We start from the raw sequence: 17,394 nt of genomic DNA on the forward strand, positions 1-17,394 counted from the left end.
TTTTCTCCTTTGACAAAATTAAAACACCGTTGCTAACAGAGACGCCGATTGACGCGGTACCACTCTGATTGCAACGATGTTCATCGTTAACCACTTGATCTCTATAACGTAGAGTTGCGTTTTACAATTTAAATTTTTAAGAGAGCACCATGCAAATCCTGTCGCTTTTCTCACCAACCAAAGCGTCTCTGAAAACGGAGATTTACATGGCATGTTCTTAACACATCTCAAAGTATACTTTTTTGTGAATATGGTGTCAATGACATGTTACTTATAACGTGAAGAACTGCTCTTTCGCTGCTTACGCTTGGCTCTGGCTTCTTCTCGTTTAGCAACCCGGCGATCCATTTCATCCTTGCGGGCAATTGTGTTCTTAATCCGCCGCTTATATCCAGGCTTGATGTGCTTCTTTTTCTTTTTAATCATACCAATCATAGTTGGATCAAGCTTATCATGCTTTTTCCGATGAGTCTTTCGTCGGTTTCGATCATAAGAATCAACAATTTCACCATTCTTGAGAGCTTTGGGTTTGAAATGAATTCCCATATCTTCAAGTTCTTCAACTGATTTTTCCTCATCAGGTGAATATAAGGTGATTGAGGTTCCAGACATCCCATTTCGACCAGTTCGGCCAACACGATGGATGAAGAATTCCAAATCTTCAGTGGGAATGTCGTCATTGATAACGTCAGAAACACCTTCGATATCAATTCCACGGGCAGCCAAATCAGTGGCAACCACAAATTGGAAATCGAGATTCTTGACTCGTCTCATAACCTGCTTACGTTCACGGGGCTTCATACCACCGTGAATCATTGCAACCTTTAAGCCCTGACCCTTGAGATAGTCAGTCAATTCTTCAACCCGTTTTCTGGTATTTGCAAAAATTAATACCAGATATGGCTCACCAATGGTTAACAGCTTGTAAATCAATTGGTTTTTGTCTTGGCCCTTGGTTGAAATTAACCAGTTATCAATGGTTGGACTAATGATTGTCGAAACGGGAATTTCTTCAATAAATGGATTAACCATATATTTCTTCAAAAAGACATTGATTTTTTGAGGAATCGTGGCTGAGAAAACCATCATCTGAACATGCTTACCAAAACTGGCAGCAATATTGTCCACAACATCCAAGAATCCCATATCAAGTGTCATATCTGCTTCATCAATGACTAATTGAGAAGCCGTATGGACATCAAGTCCACCATTTTGAATCAAATCCCAGATTCGCCCAGGAGTTCCAATCACCAACTGTGGCTGTTCATGTTTGATTTTCTTTTCCTGTCGGACCTTGTCGGTTCCACCAACGTAATGACCGATTGAAATCGGTTTGTCACTATGTTTGGCAAGCTGTTTGGCCGCATCAATAATTTGATAAGCCAGTTCACGACTGGGAGTCGTGATAACCGCTTGAACTTCGTCTTTGTCCGGATCCAACTGATTAAAGATCGGCAGTAAAAAGGCGTGGGTCTTACCACTACCTGTAGCGGATTGACCAACAACGTCTCTGCCCTGCATAATCACAGGAATGACTTTTTCCTGTACCGGAGTTGGTTGAGAAAAGTTAAGTTCCTTAACCGCGTCCACTAAAAAAGGCTTCAAATTAAATTCTGAAAAATTACTCATATATTCTCCTACTTGTTTTTGGCAACAAGATCGTTTAAATCTTTAACAAAATCTTTGATATGGTCTTCGTCTTCAACGACCGCGCCACTGGCAAGTGGATGTCCGCCACCGCCGTATTGCTTGGCCAGTTCATTGATTTCAGGCCCTTTGGATCTCAATCGGATACGGAATGATCCGTCTTTTTGCTCGACAAAAATCGCCCAAGACACCACCTGCTTGATCTTACCGGGTAACGGCACAACGGCAGACGTACTTTCATCACCAAGCTTGAAAGGCTCCAACACTTTATTGGACAATACCAGATAAGCGGCACCGCTATCAAGAATGTTCAAATTTTCATAGACATAAGCCGATAGGCGCGCAAGTGGAATGTCAATCTCATCTTCTATTTTGTTGACTTCACTTGTTGAAAAATCATAAGTTGCCAATTTTGAGGCAACTTCAAGTGTATGCGGTGACGTTGATGGGTACATAAATCTGCCGGTATCACCAACAATTCCTGCGTAAAGCAAACGGGCACCCTCTGCTGGTAAGGTTAATTGATCCTTGTTCGCATCAAAGAAATCATAGATTAACTCAGAAGTACTTGAAGACTCCGGTTCAACCCACATGATGTCGCCAAATTGATCATCGTTTGGGTGATGATCAATCTTGATCAACTCTTTACCGGTGGTATAGCGTTCATCATCCACACGTGGTTGATTTGCGGTATCAACGACAATCACCAATGCATCTTTATATTGTTCATCGGTGATTTCATCAGTTGTCCCCAACCAGGCAAAACTCTCGTACTGCTTGCCTGCACATAAAACCGTTTTGTCTGGAAATGAACCCTTGATCAATTGAGCCAAACCCATTTGTGATCCGATTGCATCGGGATCTGGTCGCTTGTGACGATGAATAATAATTGTTTTAAATTTCTTAATTTCATTAAGTATTTGATCTTGAATTGCCATATTAATTGCTCCATTGTTTTATTGTTGAACACTTTAGTATACATTAATTAGTGAATAAGATAAACCGGAATCGTGTAATCACTTAATTGAACAGGTGCAGAACAATATTTTCATAGCTGAGATCGTCCAGATTGGTAATGGTAATTCCCAGTAGCCGGACCCCTTTGGTGATGTCTGGCATATCCACCAGTAAATCATTTGCCAATGCAAAATATTCTTCGGGGCTATTCTTGATGTAATTGTCCAGTGTCATTCTTTTGGTAAAAGTTGAAAAATCAGCATAACGGATTTTAAGAACCAACGTTTTACCGTGCTTCTTCTTATCATCCATGGTCTTCACGACCATCCCCGCAATTCGCTGCAGTGCAGCATCAACCTCAGACTGGTTATCAATGGCAGGTCCAAAAGTGCGCTCTTTACCAATTGATTTACGTACCCGTTGATACTCAACCGGCCTTTCATCAATTCCGCGGGCCCGCTCATAAAGAACATATCCAAATTTACCAAAGTGCTTAATCAAATCCATTTGAGACCACGCAAGGAGATCCTCACCATTGTTAATATTTAATTCGCGCATTTTGGGAACCGTCTTCTTGCCTACCCCACGAAACTTTTCAATGGGCAATTTCGCCAAAAATTCAAGCGCATCCCTTTGTTCAATCACCGTTATCCCAACAGGCTTGGCATAATCAGAAGCCTCTTTAGCCAAAAATTTGTTATATGACACACCCACTGAACAGGTTAAATGAGTTTGATCCCAAATTTCATTTTGAATCATTCTGGCAACCTGGATCGGATCAAGAACATGTTTCTTGTTGTCGGTGATGTCCAAATAAGCCTCGTCCAGAGCGACATACTCGGTCATTTCAGTATACTCATGAAAAATTTCATGAATCTGATTGGAAACCGATCGATATAAGTCAAATCCCGAAAATCTAAAGACGGCATTCGGGCACAATTCCAAGGCTTTCATTGCACTCATGGCCGAATGAACGCCATATTTTCGAGCATTATAGTTCGCTGTTGAAACGACACCTCTTCCACCGGTCTTCCGAGGATCCTTTGCGACAATTAACGGTTTGGATTTCAAGCTGGGATCTTCCCGTTCTTCTATTGAAGCATAAAAGGCATCCATATCAACATGGATGATTTTTCTGTCTTTTGTTTTCATTGATATCACTCTTAATCAAACGTATGTTCTTACCTGGTGTAAAAAAATGGTTGGGATAAAAAGTGATCTTCCCAACCGCTGAGCGAAAGCTATTTTTCTTCTGATTTTGAGTCATCATGAGCTTGATCAGAACTTTCAGTTGATTTCTGATCAGCATCAGATGCAGCAGAATCGTCTTTGTTATCATCAGATGCCTTGTTACCGGCATCGGCATTGCTGTTAGCTGCCGGAGTGGCAACAGCTGGCTGCTTAACTGACGCAATTGCGCTCAAGTCAAACACCAGATAGATGCCGTCACAATCCAATGTAACTGTCTTTTCAGCTTCGTTGATTTCATCAACCACACCGTGAAGACGACCGATAGTAATAACCTGATCGCCCTCCTTGATCTTTGAAAGTTGTTCACGACGCTTTTGTTGTTGCTTTCTCTGTGGACGGATCATTAAGAAGTACATAACCGCAAACAGGACAACAATCATTAAAATTGAGTAATAAGATTGATTCAATATTTTTCACCCACGCTTTCCATAAGAATACTTTACCAAATACGGCCTCAATAGTCTATACCTAAAAGTTTTTTGCGTTTGGCTTGTTATAGCCGTACTGTTCAAAAACTTCAGCACGAAGATCTAATAGGTTGTCATCCATTATTGCCTGTTGAACCCGCTTCATCAAATGAATCAAGTAATACAAGTTATGATAACTGCACAAACGAAGACCAAATGTTTCATCAGTTTTAACCAAATGACGAATGTAGGCCCGTGTGTAGTTACGGCATGTATAGCAATTGCATTGATCATCCAAGGGTGTAAAATCACGGGCATATTTGGCGTTTTTGACAACTAAACGACCGTGGGAAGTCATAACCGTCCCATTTCTCGCAATTCTGGTTGGAAGGACGCAATCGAACATGTCAATTCCTCGAATAACACCATCAATTAATGAATCAGTGGCCCCTACCCCCATCAAATAACGGGGTTTATTTTCAGGCAAAAGGGGACTTGTTGATTCCAGAATCCGGTTCATTTCCTGCTTAGACTCACCAACTGACAATCCACCGATTGAGTAACCGGGAAAATCGAGACTGACCAAGTCTTGGGCTGATTGCTTACGCAAATCTTCAAACCCGGCTCCCTGAACAATTCCAAAAAGTCCCTGCCAATCAGGGTTCTTGTGAGCTTTCAATCCACGTTCTGCCCATCGACTTGTTCGTTCAACAGACTTCTTAACATAGTCGTATGACTCAAAAAACGGCGGACATTCATCGAGGCTCATCATGATATCGGGTCCAAGATCATTTTCAATTTGAATCGCCTTTTCAGGGGATAAAAACATCTTCGAACCGTTGATTTCATTTTTAAAAGTGACACCCTCTTCAGTAATGTCACGATTTTTTGCAAGGGAGAAAACTTGGAAACCACCGGAATCCGTTAAAATTCCTTTGTCCCAATTCATAAATTTATGAAGGCCACCAGCTTCTTTAACAATATCTTCACCTGGGCGCAGCCAAAGGTGGTAAGTATTTGCCAAAATGATGGTTGACCCCATCTGATCCAATTCTTCCGGAGCAAGGGTTTTGACTGTTGCCTGGGTTCCAACCGGCATAAACATCGGCGTCCTAAAAGTTCCGTGGGGCGTTGTGATTTCGCCTAATCTGGCACCTGTATGCTTCTCTTTTTTGATCAAGCGATAAGTTATCGCTGGTTGCATATAATAATCCTCCTAATGAATATACATCGCATCGCCAAAACTGAAGAAGCGATACTTTTCGTCAATGGCATGCTGATAAGCATTTAAAATGTTGTCACGACCGGTGAACGATGCCACCAACATGACCAGTGTTGATTTTGGAAGATGAAAATTGGTAATAAATGAATCAACAACTTTCCAGTCATAGCCTGGTTTGATGAAAATATCCGTCCATCCGGAATCAGGGCGAATCTCACCATCAAATTTTGTGCCGACGGTTTCCAAGGTTCGAATCGAAGTCGTTCCCGTGGCGACAATCTTTCCGCCGTTTTGACGAACTGAATTCAGTGTTTCGGCGGCTTCTTCTGATAATCGATAAAACTCACTGTGCATTTTATGGTCTTCGATGTTTTCTTCATCTACCGGTCGGAACGTTCCCAACCCGACGTGAAGTGTCAGATAAACTAAGTGAACACCTTTATCTTCAACCTTTTTCAAAAGCTCTTTAGTCCAGTGAAGACCGGCAGTCGGTGCCGCAGCAGAACCCATTTTTTTGGCATAAACCGTTTGGTAGCGATTGGGATCATCGAGCTTTTCTTTAATATATGGTGGTAGCGGTGTTTCGCCAAGCCGTTCCAAAATTTCGATGAAGATGCCGTCATATTTGAATTCAATTTCACGGCCACCATGATCCAGTTCTTTCGTGACAACCGCTTTTAGTTGGCCATCACCAAAGTTGATTACAGTACCGACTTTGGCCTTTTTAGCGGGCTTCATCAAAGTCTCCCAACGGTCCCCTTCAATGTTATGAAGCAGGAGCACTTCCATGTGGCCGCCGGTATCTTCTTTAACACCGTAGATCCTGGCAGGCATCACTTTGGAGTCATTCATCACCAGGGCATCCCCCGGATTCAAATAATCGATAATATTATAAAATCGCCGGTCTTCCATCTCACCGGTATCTTTATTCAAAACCAACAGTCGGGATTCGTCACGATCTTTAATCGGGGTTTGGGCAATTAATTCATGAGGAAGATTATAGTCAAAATCTTCAAGGGTGTAATTTGTTTTCAAAATGTTAATTCCTTTCGTCCTTATGAGGCATCGGATAGCTCAAGTGAGCATAGCCTTTGGGGGTTACAATTCGCCCGCGTGCGGTCCGTTTGATCAAACCGATTTGGAGCAGATAGGGTTCATACATTTCAGCAATCGTGTCGGTTTCTTCACCAATATTTGCTGCTAACGTGTTTAGCCCAACCGGGCCCCCATCGTAATACTTGATCATCGTCGTTAACAGTTTGATATCGGTATCGTCCAATCCCAAGTCATCAACCTTTAACCTCGACAGTGCATAACGAACAATCTCCAAATCAACACTGTCCTTATCTGAAACTTGGGCAAAATCCCGAATCCGTTTCAGCAAGCGGTTGGCAACCCGAGGCGTTCCCCGAGATCGAAGTGCAATTTCATGGGCGCCGGATTCTTGAATATCAATTTGAAAAATGTCGGCAGTCCGTCGAACAATGTCTTCCAAATCAGAAGTCTTGTAATAGTTCATATGTTCAACAATCCCAAATCGATCCCGCAAAGGTGCAGACAGCATCCCCGCCTGAGTCGTAGCGCCAATCAATGTGAAAGGCGGAAGCGGAAAATGAATTGGGTGGGCACCGGAGCCCTGTCCGACAATAATATCCACGAAGAAGTCTTCCATCGCGGAATAAAGCATTTCCTCAACCACTTTGGGAAGCCGATGGATTTCATCGATGAACAGGACATCCCCTGGCTGAAGTTCATTCAACAGGGAAAGCAAATCACCGGGCTTATCAATTGCCGGTCCACTGGTTGTGCGTATATTAACACCCATTTCGTTGGCGATAACCATTGCCAAAGTGGTCTTACCAAGTCCAGGGGGCCCATACAACAGAACATGGTCCAATGATTCCTCACGCTGCTTGGCAGCCTTTATATAGACCTTTAACTCGTTTTTAACGTCATCTTGTCCAATATACTCACTAAGCAGTTGGGGACGAAGTGATTTTTCAATGTTGGTTTCGTCGGCATCCACATTCTCTGGAGATATCAGTCGATCATCTTTTTCATTGGCCAATCTATCATCTCCTCATTCCTAGTGCATCAATAGTTTTAATCCTAAGCTTAAATACTGGTCGGTGGACAGACCGGTTTGTTTGGCCAAATCCGGTTCAATGCCATCAATTTGTTTAGCACCATATCCCAAAGCTTCCAAGGCAGATAATGCATCTGAAAGCTCTGGTGTCTTTTCGCTTTGAACGCCAACCTGCCGATTATCAACGGCTGTTGTTGAAATGTCGTCTAGTTTACCCTGCATATCCAAAATAATCTGGCGGGCAGTTTTCTTACCAACACCAGGAAATTTGGTGAGGAACTTGACATCCTCATTATTAATGGCTGAAATCAGCCCATCACGGTCATTGCCGGCAAGAATTGCCAACGCACTTTTTGGACCGATTCCAGAAACTGAAATTAATTTTTCAAAAATTTGTTTATCTTCAATCGTCGCAAAGCCAAACAATAAGATTGCCGTGTCACTCACAGATTGATAGATGTATACCCTAATCACTTTTTGATCATCCACATTGAAATGGTATGGATCAGCGGTGTTGATCAAGTAACCAACCCCACCAACCAACAACACGATATGGGTTGGCGTAATATCAACGACAGTACCTTCCAAGAATTCGAACATCAGTTTCTCCTCTTCATTAAAACGTATGTTTGCCTAATAAATTGTAACATATCACCATTACGGGCGGGCAACATTTTAAATGATCTCCTGGTCTGTATGATGAGGATCCTGAATTCGTTTGAACATCTTTTCAATCTCTTCGTTGGTAAATTTAACCAATACCGGCCGTCCATGTGGGCAGTTATATGGGTTCTCACATTCAGGAAGTCGTTTGAGCAATGCCTTTGCCTGAAGCTCATCAAGATGATGGTTGGCTTTGATTGCCCGCTTACAGCTCATCATGATGGCAGTTTTTTCGCGAAAGGCAGCGACTGAAATTTTATGGTCGGATAAAATCCAATCAATCATTTCTTTGATTGTATCTTCTTCCTGGCCTGCCTTGAACCACATTGGGTGCTCACGGACAATAAAACTGTTTTGGCCAAATTGTTCCAGATGAATCCCAAGCTGATCAAGTAAGTCCATATGATCGCTGATGAGTAAAAAATCGGACGTTGAATAATCCAACACGATCGGCACCAGCAGTTTTTGCTGGTCATCGGAAACTTCGCCAATTTGTTTTCTGTAAAATTCATAATTAATTCGCTCTTGGGCGGCATGTTGGTCAACCAGATACATATTATCGGCGGTTTCAGCAACCAGATAGGTTCCATGAACCTGACCGATATAATTTAAATGTGGAAAACCGGTTTCCACCACTAATTCGGACTGCTCAGGTTGATCAAGGTCATGGCCCTCCTGTTGATTTTGCATGGAGCTGTCAACTGGATTGCTTTCAAACACGGGCACGGAGCTGGGTTCGTTTTTTAATAATTCATCAAATTGGTTCACTTGTGAACTGTCAAGATCATCTCTTGATTTGACAACCACCGGCGTCACATTGGTCTGACTAATTGTCGGCACCGGTTCTGAATCCACTGCAAATAACGGCGGATTGGTGTTGACTTGTTCATCCGTTGAAACACTGAATTGATGAGGTGTTGCGTTAAACGGTTTCTTAAAGTCCCTGGTAGCATCCGGGATCAGCTGTTTATCACGAAGCATGTCATAAATGGCATCTGAAATCAGCTTACCAATTGCCGGTTCATCACTGATTCGAACTTCCTGTTTGGTAGGATGGACATTCACATCAATCAATGCCGGATCGGCATCGATTTTGATAACGGCAATTGGAAACCGGCCAATCATTAACTTTGAGCCATAACCGGCAATCACAGCCTTGGTAAGTGGAAAGTTGCGAATGAACCGACCATTGAGAATCAGTGAAATATAATTGCGGCTTGAACGGGTCAATTCGGGCAGACTGACAAAGCCACTGACCTTGATATCAAGATCTTTGCCTTTGATCGGCTGCATCTTGGAAACCGTTTTGACACCGTAAATCGCGCCAAGCACCTGAAGCAGGTCACCCCGACCGGAAGTTCTCAACAACTCCCTGCCGTTGCTGATAAACGAAAAAGCAATTTCTGGATGACTCAGTGCAAGCCGGTTAACAATATCAGAAATCTTGGCGAGTTCAGTATTTGGCGAACTTAAATATTTCAGTCGAGCCGGCGTGTTATAAAACAACGAGGCAACTTCAACGGTTGTCCCCTTTCGAGACTCCGATGCCTTCTGCTCAACCAATTTACCGCCCTTATACTCAACCTCGGTTCCGATTGACCCAGTAGAAGTTTTCATCTTCACATTGGCCACTGAACTGATACTGGGCAGCGCTTCACCACGAAAGCCCAGTGTTCGAACCCGGAAAAGGTCCCGTTGTTCAGAAATTTTACTGGTGGCATGACGAAGAAAAGCTGTTTGAACTTGGGAAGAATCAATTCCATTCCCGTCGTCAACCACCTTTATCAGCTTCAAGCCTGAATTCTCGACTGTAACATCAATTTCAGAGCTGTGTGCATCTATTGAGTTTTCGACTAATTCTTTAACTACTGATGACGGTCGTTCAACAACTTCTCCAGCGGCTATTTGATTAGAAAGAATTGTCGGCAGCTTATGAATTTCGTTCAAATCGATCACCTTAATCTCCGTTTATCTTCTGTTGCCATTTATATACTTGATTCATGATTTGCATGGGTGTTTTAGACATCAAATCCAATTTCTTTAATTGTGACACAACTTCAGCTTGTTTATCATCAATTTGCTCAAGTGGAAAAAGTGATGTTTGCTGTTCAGCAGCTTGTTGAGGCGCTTCTTTGGGTGCTGATGGCTTTTCATGCTGTTCTTCGGCCTGCTGTTCCAGCTTCGTCAAAATGTCGTTTGCGCGGTGTAAGAGGCCTTCTGGCAACCCGGCTAATTTTGCTACATGAATACCGTATGATTTATCGGCAGGCCCTGGTTGGATCTTATGCAGAAATACCAGTTCACCATTTGACTCAGTCGCCCCAACGTGGACATTCTGCAGACGTTTCAACGATTCGTCCAATACGGTTAATTCATGGTAGTGGGTGGAGAACAAAGTCTTTGCCCCAATATTGTTATGAACATACTCAATAATTGCCTGAGCCAATGCCATTCCATCATATGTTGCAGTCCCCCGGCCAATCTCATCAAACAAGATTAAACTATTGGGAGTCGCATTCTCAATGGCGTCATTTGCTTCTTTCATTTCCACCATAAAAGTACTCTGACCGGAAATCAGATCATCGGCCGCACCAATCCGCGTGAAAATCTTATCGAAAACAGGTAGTTTTGCCTCTTTTGCAGGAACAAAGCAGCCCATCTGATTCATAATGACACACAGCGCCATTTGACGCATGTACGTACTCTTACCAGACATGTTTGGCCCGGTAATCAATAAAATACTGGTGTCTTCATCTAAATTAACGTCATTAGGTACATACTGCTGATGACCGAGCACCTTCTCGACAACCGGGTGACGACCGTCTTTGACATCGACAACATGTTTGGTTGTGAGTGTCGGCCGAACAAACCGGTATTCTTCACTGACGGCAGCAAAGCTTTGTAGCACATCAATCGATGCCACTGAATCCGCTAAATCCTGGATCCGCTTAATTGATTGTTTGATATCATCACGAATTTTGACAAACAGCTTGTACTCCAAAGTTTTGCTCTGTTCTTGGGCTTCCAAGATTAAGGCTTCTTTATCCTTTAACTCGGGAGTTGAGAATCGCTCGGCATTTGCCAAGGTCTGCTTTCGCTGATAGCGGTTGGCTGGGATCTTGTCCAAATTGACCTTGGTCACTTCAATGTAATAACCGAAAACGTGGTTAAAACCAACTTTAAGATTGTTAATTCCGGTCACTTTACGTTCTTTGGCTTCCAGTTCTGCAAGCCATTTTTGACCATTGTTGGTTGCATCACGATACTTGTCCAGCTGTTGGTTATAGCCATCTTTGATGACTCCGCCGTCAGTCACTGAAATCGGCGGTTCTTCAACAATCGAAGAATCAATTTCATTCACAATATCATCCAAAGGGACAAGGTTCTTCAACATATCCTCAAAGCTTTTGTCAGCAATTTGTTCTAAGATGTACTTAATTTTGGGTACCTGTTTAAGAGATGTCTTCAACTGAATGAGGTCTCGACCATTAACGCTGCCAAATGCAATTCGGCCCGCCAAACGTTCCAAATCGTACACTTTAATTAATTCATCCTGAAGTTGGTTGCGCTCAAAATAGTGATCCAGTAGAACTGCAACTGCATCATGGCGTTTATTAATCATGTTTCGATTAACCAATGGGCGTTCAATCCACTGTTTCAACTTCCGCCCACCCATGGCCGTTTTAGTTTGATCAAGAAGCCACAATAAAGTGCCTGATTTTTTTCCAGTCCTGATGTTTCTAAGCAATTCCAAGTTGTATTGTGAATTATGGTCAAGTTCCAAAAAATCGGATGGTTCATAGACCACCGCTCTTTTTAGATGCTGAAGGCTTCGCTTTTGGGTCTCTTGAATATAATCCAGTAATCGTTTCAGCACCTGCTTCATCAAGGCATCGTCAACATCTTGACTTAAGTAACTGACCGAAGAATTGACTGGTAAATCAGATTGATGGGAAATGAGAATTCCAAGTTTCTTAACGGTCTCCTGAATCGCCTCTGGCAAGTCCTTATCAACAACAATTTCTTTGGTCTGCAAAGAAACCAGCTCATTGACAAATTCTGCTTGAGTGGTTAGTTTGGCAACTTTAAGTTCACCGGTGGACAAATCTGCGTAAGCAAAAGCATACTCATTGTTTTTTCCATCATAAACCACCGATGTCAAATAATTATTCGATTTAGCGTTTTCACTGCCAACGTCAACTTGAGTCCCGGGAGTCACTAGTTGAATGACTTCACGTTTGACCATTCCTTTGGCCAGTCTTGGATCTTCCATCTGCTCACAGATAGCGACTTTATAACCCTGATCAACTAAAATGTCGATATAGTTTTGAACAGCTTTGTGCGGTACCCCGCACATTGGAACGGGATTATCGGCATTCCGGCTGCGATTTGTTAAAGTTAATTCCAATAACTGGGATCCCTTAATGGCGTCGTCGTTGAACATTTCATAAAAGTCACCGAGCCGATAAAACAAGAACGCGTCAGGATACTGGTCCTTTATTTTTTGATACTGTACCATCATCGGAGTTAATTCTTTTTTTGCCAACTGAAAGTCCCCTTAAATTCCAACTGAATTTTGTTTCAGCATATCATGCATTGTTGCTTATTTGTTTATAATTGATCATCAGTCATCGACACTGTTTCGATGTGGGTGGCGTGACCAGTCTTATCATCGATATCAATGAAACATCCGGAAATAATTCCACGACCAGTTTCCATTACCTTAAAACGTGCTGGCCGTTGGTCTAAGAATCGTTGAATAACACTGTCAGGCTGCATCCCCAGCATGCCGTCAGCGGGTCCGGTCATCCCAGCATCAGTCAAAAAAGCGGTCTTTCCCGCCAAAATACGGGCATCGTTTGTTTGAACATGGGTATGGGTGCCAACCACAGCAGAAATTCGGCCATCCAGATAACGGGCAATTGCAAGCTTTTCACTGGTTGCTTCGGCATGAAAATCCATAAAAATACAATTTGTGGTTTTAGTAATCTCATCAACCAATTCATCCGCTAACGCAAACGGATCATCCAGATTATCCATGAACACTCGGCCCTGGAAATTCAAAACAGCAAGTTGTTTGCCATTTACATTAACCATGGTATATCCCTTACCGGGAGTCGTTCGTTTAGGAAAATTATATGGCCGGATTAATCGTTTGGCATCATCGATAAAATCTAATATTTCATTGTTACTCCAAGCATGATTTCCCAGTGTCACAACATCGACGCCGTCACTCATCAGCTGTTTATAGATACTTAAAGAAATGCCACGGCCCATCGAAGTTGCGTTTTCACCATTGACAATCGTCACCTGCGGTTTAATCTCTTGTTTTAACTTCGGCAGAAAGTCGCCAATCATTGAAACACCCTTGTCGCCAACCACATCGCCGATAAAAAGAATTCGCATTTATTTTTCCTCGATACTTTCTGATTTATATAAAATAATTCTAACATTTATTAAAAGAAAAAAGACCAGAGACTCTGATCTTTTATCTTGCGTATTCGACTGAACGAACTTCCCTGATAACTGTGACTTTAATGTGACCAGGATACTTCATTTCAGTTTCAATCTTTTGTTTAATCTCACGGGACAACACAATTGCTTGTGTATCCGTTATATCTTCGGGTTTTGCAATAACTCGAATCTCTCGACCCGCTTGAATCGCATAACTCTTTTGAACTTCGTTAAAGCTGTCGGTGATCTTTTCGAGGCTGTCAAGGCGATGAACAAAGCTTTCAAGTGATTCGCTGTGTGCTCCTGGACGCGAAATCGCAATCTTTTCAGCAACAGCAACCAATTCGGAAATGATTGTTTCCGGATTATGGCCTTCTTCATATCCTTTGATAGCATCAATGACAACTGGACTCTCATGATACTTTTTGGCGAAATCAACCCCAACTTGTACATGTGACCCCTCAACACCATTATTCGCAGCTTTACCAATATCGTGTAATAATCCTGCGCGTTTAGCTAAAGTAACATCCTCACCTAATTCTGCTGCAAAAGCACCTGCCAACTTAGCGACCTCAATTGAATGACTAAGCAGATTCTGCCCATGATCAATCTTAAAGTTAAGTTGTCCAACTAATTTGATCATATCTGGACTCATAGAATGAATTCCCAAGTCGAATAACGTTTCTTCACCAATCTCTTGGATCCGTTCGTCAAGCTCTTTACGGCTCTTTTCGACCATTTCTTCAATCCGTGCCGGATGGATTCGACCATCCTTAATTAACTTCTCAAGTGTCATTTTAGCAACTTCTCTTCGAATTGGATCAAAGCCGCTGAGTACAACTGCTTGTGGCGTGTCATCAATAATTAAATCAATCCCGGTTAAGGTTTCGAAAGTCCGAATATTCCGGCCTTCACGACCAATAATTCGTCCTTTCATATCTTCATTTGGAAGACTCACAACAGAAACGGTTGTCTCAGAGACAACATCTGCTGAACTTTGCTGAATTGCTTCAATTATCAGATTCTTGGCATTTTCATCAGCTTCCGTCTGGGCCTGATAGTAACTTTCCTTTACCATCCGTGCCTTTTCATCAGCTAATTTATCGCCAGTTTCTTTCAAAATCATGTCACGTGCTTCAGATTGAGTTAAAGCTGCAACTTTCTCAACTTCGGCTTGGCGTTTTGCGATAAGTGAGTTTGCTTCATCTTGTTGTGTAACTAAATTCTGTTGTTCACGATTAATCTTCTGCTCTTTACGATTTAACGAGCTCTCACGACGTTCGAAAGCACTGTCTTTCCGATCAAGAGCTTCCTCACGCTGCAGCAAACGATCCTCTTGCTTTTGGATCTCCGCACGACGAGACTTCAGTTCTTTCTCAACTGAAGAACGGTAGCGGTGATTTTTCTCCTGAGCTGATAACGTTGCCTCTTTGACAACAGTTTCAGCTTTTTTCTTAGCATCTGCCAAAATTCCTTTGGCAGAACCATTAGCGGAGTCAAGATCTTTCTCGTGGATCTTCTTTTGTGCAGACTTGCCGATTACAAAGCTTAAAATACCAACAAAACCAACAACAATTATAGCGATGATTGCGAGGATTATCCCAGCCATGGTCATGGCTTTTCACCTCCAAATCATCAAAAAATGATTATTTCTAAACCAATTAATAGATGTTATTTGATTATTGACACAATTCTTATTTTAATGTTTGTTATCACTAGTGTCAATCATCTTTGCGTAAGGCACTCCGGCAGTTGTATATAACAAGATTCATTTGACGAGAAGATTTTGTTTCAGAATGTTTCACAAAAGCCCATCGTACCGTGATTGGATAACAAAAATGGGCGCCCCCCATGTAAGAGCGTCCATTCGAAAATCTATTGAAATTGGTATTGGTAATTTATTTGCCAATATCTAAATCGATGCTGTCAACTTTGGTTCCTTTGGAAGAATCAGTTGAATCTTCTTTTTTGGAATCCTTCTTGTCAGCTTTTTTATTGGTAGTTTTGCTTGAAGACTTTTTTGTGTCATCAGTCTTGTCTGGCATTGTATCGTCAGGAATATCATATGCTGCTCTGACTTTTTTCATAATCTCATCATACATATCCTGATGCTCTTCCAGGTAAGTCTTGGCGTTCTCACGCCCTTGGCCAATTCGTTCCTCACCATATGAGTACCACGAACCGGATTTATCGATAATATCCTTGTCAACGGCCATGTCGACTAATTCACCAGATTGAGAAATTCCTTTCCCATACATGATATCGACTTCGGCACGTTTAAATGGCGGTGCAACCTTGTTCTTGACAACTTTAATTCGAACACGGTTACCGATGATATTGGTACCATCCTTGATCTGTTCGGCACGGCGGATTTCCAGCCGAATTGTGGCATAGAATTTCAGTGCTCGCCCACCAGGAGTAGTTTCCGGATTTCCAAACATCACACCAACTTTTTCACGAATCTGGTTGATGAAAATTGCAATCGTTTTAGTTTTACTGATGGTTCCAGAAAGCTTTCGAAGTGCCTGAGACATTAACCGGGCTTGGAGACCAACATGGGCATCTCCCATTTCGCCTTCGATTTCAGCACGTGGAACCAGTGCGGCAACCGAGTCAATCACGACAATATCAATGGCACCACTGGTAACCAGTGCATCCGTAATTTGAAGCCCCTGTTCACCGGTATCAGGCTGAGAAAGCAGCAAGTCATCAATGTTGACGCCAAGATGAGTCGCATACACTGGATCCAAAGCGTTTTCTGCATCAATATAGGCAGCAGTCCCGCCACGTTTTTGAACTTCGGCAACGGCGTGTAATGCCACCGTCGTTTTACCTGAACTTTCAGGCCCATAGACTTCTACAATTCGTCCACGTGGATATCCACCTACACCTAATGCGTCGTCTAATGCCAATGAACCGGATGGAATGGTCGAAATTTGAGTATCGGCCTTATCACCCATTCTCATAATTGACCCTTTTCCAAATTCTTTTTCAATATTTTTTAAGGCTTTATCTAAAGCTACTTTTCTTTGGTCAGCCATTAAATTCCTCCCACTATCCTAAACGGAAAAGTTTACTAATTAACTATACTAATGATTTTCCAAAAAAGCAATAAAAATGCGAACAAAAGTTCGACTAAAAGTTATTTATTGATCATATCCAAAGCCATCTGCAGCCCAGCCTGAACTGATGCCGCCCTGATCTCATTGCGTTCTCCATCAAACTGAAACTTCTTGGCATACGTCTTTGCTGTACCGTATGCAATTCCAATCCAGACGGTTCCGGCAGGGTTGCCTTCAAGCGTATCCGGGCCGGCAACTCCGGTAAATGAAACCCCCAGATCTTTGTCCATGATACTACGTGCCTGATTTGCCATCCAAATTGCAGTTGCCTCACTGACAACGCCATTTTCTTCAATGACATCACTTGGAATGTGCAAGAGCTGCTCTTTAACCTGGTTTGAATATGTTACAAATCCCCCCTCAAAAACTTCCGAAACACCTGGAACATTACCGAGGGTACTCTGAAATTCTCCTGCAGTCAGGCTTTCTGCTGCAGTAATCGTAATGTGCCTGGATAAAAGTTCATTCACTAATGTCTGTTCTAATGCCATGTTGATTGCTCCCTCTATTCGTTAATTACGGATAACCAGTCAAAATTATTCTTTTCTACTCAAAAAATACAGAAATGCCGGAAGACTCATTTTC

Annotated in this window: 14 protein-coding genes; all 14 read right to left on the bottom strand. The window is 42.3% G+C overall.

The window, feature by feature from the left end; translation table 11 throughout:
• Window positions 1-267: 267 nt before the first annotated feature.
• The 14 genes from FD17_RS03695 to FD17_RS03760 all read right to left on the bottom strand — a co-directional run bounded on the left by FD17_RS03695 (window position 268) and on the right by FD17_RS03760 (window position 17,300).
• Window positions 268-1,629 carry a DEAD/DEAH box helicase gene (locus tag FD17_RS03695; RefSeq protein WP_057823756.1) on the bottom strand — a complete coding sequence of 454 codons (1,362 nt, stop codon included), beginning with the start codon at window positions 1,627-1,629 and terminating at the stop codon, window positions 268-270.
• Window positions 1,630-1,637: 8 nt separating this feature from the next.
• Window positions 1,638-2,585 (bottom strand): DHH family phosphoesterase, encoded by a 948-nt coding sequence (locus FD17_RS03700; RefSeq protein ID WP_057823757.1) that lies wholly within the window; start codon window positions 2,583-2,585, stop codon window positions 1,638-1,640.
• Window positions 2,586-2,667: 82 nt separating this feature from the next.
• A complete protein-coding gene (gene dinB / locus FD17_RS03705; protein WP_057823759.1) occupies window positions 2,668-3,756 on the bottom strand; it encodes a DNA polymerase IV in 1,089 nt (362 codons plus the stop codon).
• A gap of 89 nt (window positions 3,757-3,845) precedes the next feature.
• Window positions 3,846-4,235: a preprotein translocase subunit YajC gene (yajC, locus tag FD17_RS03710; protein ID WP_057823970.1), complete on the bottom strand. Its 390-nt coding sequence runs from the start codon at window positions 4,233-4,235 to the stop codon at window positions 3,846-3,848.
• An 88-nt stretch (window positions 4,236-4,323) separates the two neighbouring features.
• Complete coding sequence (gene tgt / locus FD17_RS03715; RefSeq protein ID WP_057823761.1) at window positions 4,324-5,466, bottom strand: tRNA guanosine(34) transglycosylase Tgt; 1,143 nt, start codon at window positions 5,464-5,466, stop codon at window positions 4,324-4,326.
• Between the two features lie 12 nt (window positions 5,467-5,478).
• Window positions 5,479-6,519, bottom strand: a complete 1,041-nt coding sequence (gene queA, locus FD17_RS03720) for a tRNA preQ1(34) S-adenosylmethionine ribosyltransferase-isomerase QueA (protein WP_057823763.1) — start codon at window positions 6,517-6,519, stop codon at window positions 5,479-5,481.
• 4 nt (window positions 6,520-6,523) lie between these two features.
• Window positions 6,524-7,552, bottom strand: coding sequence for a Holliday junction branch migration DNA helicase RuvB (gene ruvB / locus FD17_RS03725; protein ID WP_057823765.1), 1,029 nt, complete (start codon window positions 7,550-7,552; stop codon window positions 6,524-6,526).
• Window positions 7,553-7,570: 18 nt separating this feature from the next.
• Window positions 7,571-8,170 carry a Holliday junction branch migration protein RuvA gene (gene ruvA / locus FD17_RS03730; protein ID WP_057823767.1) on the bottom strand — a complete coding sequence of 200 codons (600 nt, stop codon included), beginning with the start codon at window positions 8,168-8,170 and terminating at the stop codon, window positions 7,571-7,573.
• 75 nt (window positions 8,171-8,245) lie between these two features.
• Window positions 8,246-10,189 carry a DNA mismatch repair endonuclease MutL gene (gene mutL / locus FD17_RS03735; protein WP_057823768.1) on the bottom strand — a complete coding sequence of 648 codons (1,944 nt, stop codon included), beginning with the start codon at window positions 10,187-10,189 and terminating at the stop codon, window positions 8,246-8,248.
• 1 nt (window position 10,190) lies between these two features.
• Window positions 10,191-12,779, bottom strand: a complete 2,589-nt coding sequence (mutS, locus tag FD17_RS03740; RefSeq protein WP_057823770.1) for a DNA mismatch repair protein MutS — start codon at window positions 12,777-12,779, stop codon at window positions 10,191-10,193.
• 65 nt (window positions 12,780-12,844) lie between these two features.
• Window positions 12,845-13,639, bottom strand: a complete 795-nt coding sequence (locus FD17_RS03745; protein ID WP_057823772.1) for a TIGR00282 family metallophosphoesterase — start codon at window positions 13,637-13,639, stop codon at window positions 12,845-12,847.
• Window positions 13,640-13,721: 82 nt separating this feature from the next.
• The gene (gene rny, locus FD17_RS03750; RefSeq protein ID WP_057823774.1) at window positions 13,722-15,302 is read right to left on the bottom strand and encodes a ribonuclease Y; all 1,581 of its coding nucleotides are present in this window, start codon (window positions 15,300-15,302) and stop codon (window positions 13,722-13,724) included.
• Between the two features lie 283 nt (window positions 15,303-15,585).
• Window positions 15,586-16,728: a recombinase RecA gene (recA, locus tag FD17_RS03755; protein ID WP_057823776.1), complete on the bottom strand. Its 1,143-nt coding sequence runs from the start codon at window positions 16,726-16,728 to the stop codon at window positions 15,586-15,588.
• A 101-nt stretch (window positions 16,729-16,829) separates the two neighbouring features.
• Entirely contained in the window at window positions 16,830-17,300 is a 471-nt protein-coding gene (locus FD17_RS03760; protein ID WP_057823778.1) for a CinA family protein, read from the bottom strand.
• Window positions 17,301-17,394 lie beyond the last annotated feature (94 nt).

This window comes from Lentilactobacillus sunkii DSM 19904 (assembly GCF_001435575.1).
Lineage (GTDB): Bacteria > Bacillota > Bacilli > Lactobacillales > Lactobacillaceae > Lentilactobacillus > Lentilactobacillus sunkii.

Bases quoted from the DNA above. Each gene is read 5' to 3' on its own strand.
- FD17_RS03695 (WP_057823756.1), bottom strand. From the start codon at position 1,629: ATGAGTAATTTTTCAGAATTTAATTTGAAGCCTTTTTTAGTGGACGCG.
- FD17_RS03700 (WP_057823757.1), bottom strand. From the start codon at position 2,585: ATGGCAATTCAAGATCAAATACTTAATGAAATTAAGAAATTTAAAACA.
- dinB (WP_057823759.1), bottom strand. From the start codon at position 3,756: ATGAAAACAAAAGACAGAAAAATCATCCATGTTGATATGGATGCCTTT.
- yajC (WP_057823970.1), bottom strand. From the start codon at position 4,235: ATGATTGTTGTCCTGTTTGCGGTTATGTACTTCTTAATGATCCGTCCA.
- tgt (WP_057823761.1), bottom strand. From the start codon at position 5,466: ATGCAACCAGCGATAACTTATCGCTTGATCAAAAAAGAGAAGCATACA.
- ruvA (WP_057823767.1), bottom strand. From the start codon at position 8,170: ATGTTCGAATTCTTGGAAGGTACTGTCGTTGATATTACGCCAACCCAT.
- FD17_RS03745 (WP_057823772.1), bottom strand. From the start codon at position 13,639: ATGCGAATTCTTTTTATCGGCGATGTGGTTGGCGACAAGGGTGTTTCA.
- rny (WP_057823774.1), bottom strand. From the start codon at position 15,302: ATGACCATGGCTGGGATAATCCTCGCAATCATCGCTATAATTGTTGTT.
- recA (WP_057823776.1), bottom strand. From the start codon at position 16,728: ATGGCTGACCAAAGAAAAGTAGCTTTAGATAAAGCCTTAAAAAATATT.
- FD17_RS03760 (WP_057823778.1), bottom strand. From the start codon at position 17,300: ATGGCATTAGAACAGACATTAGTGAATGAACTTTTATCCAGGCACATT.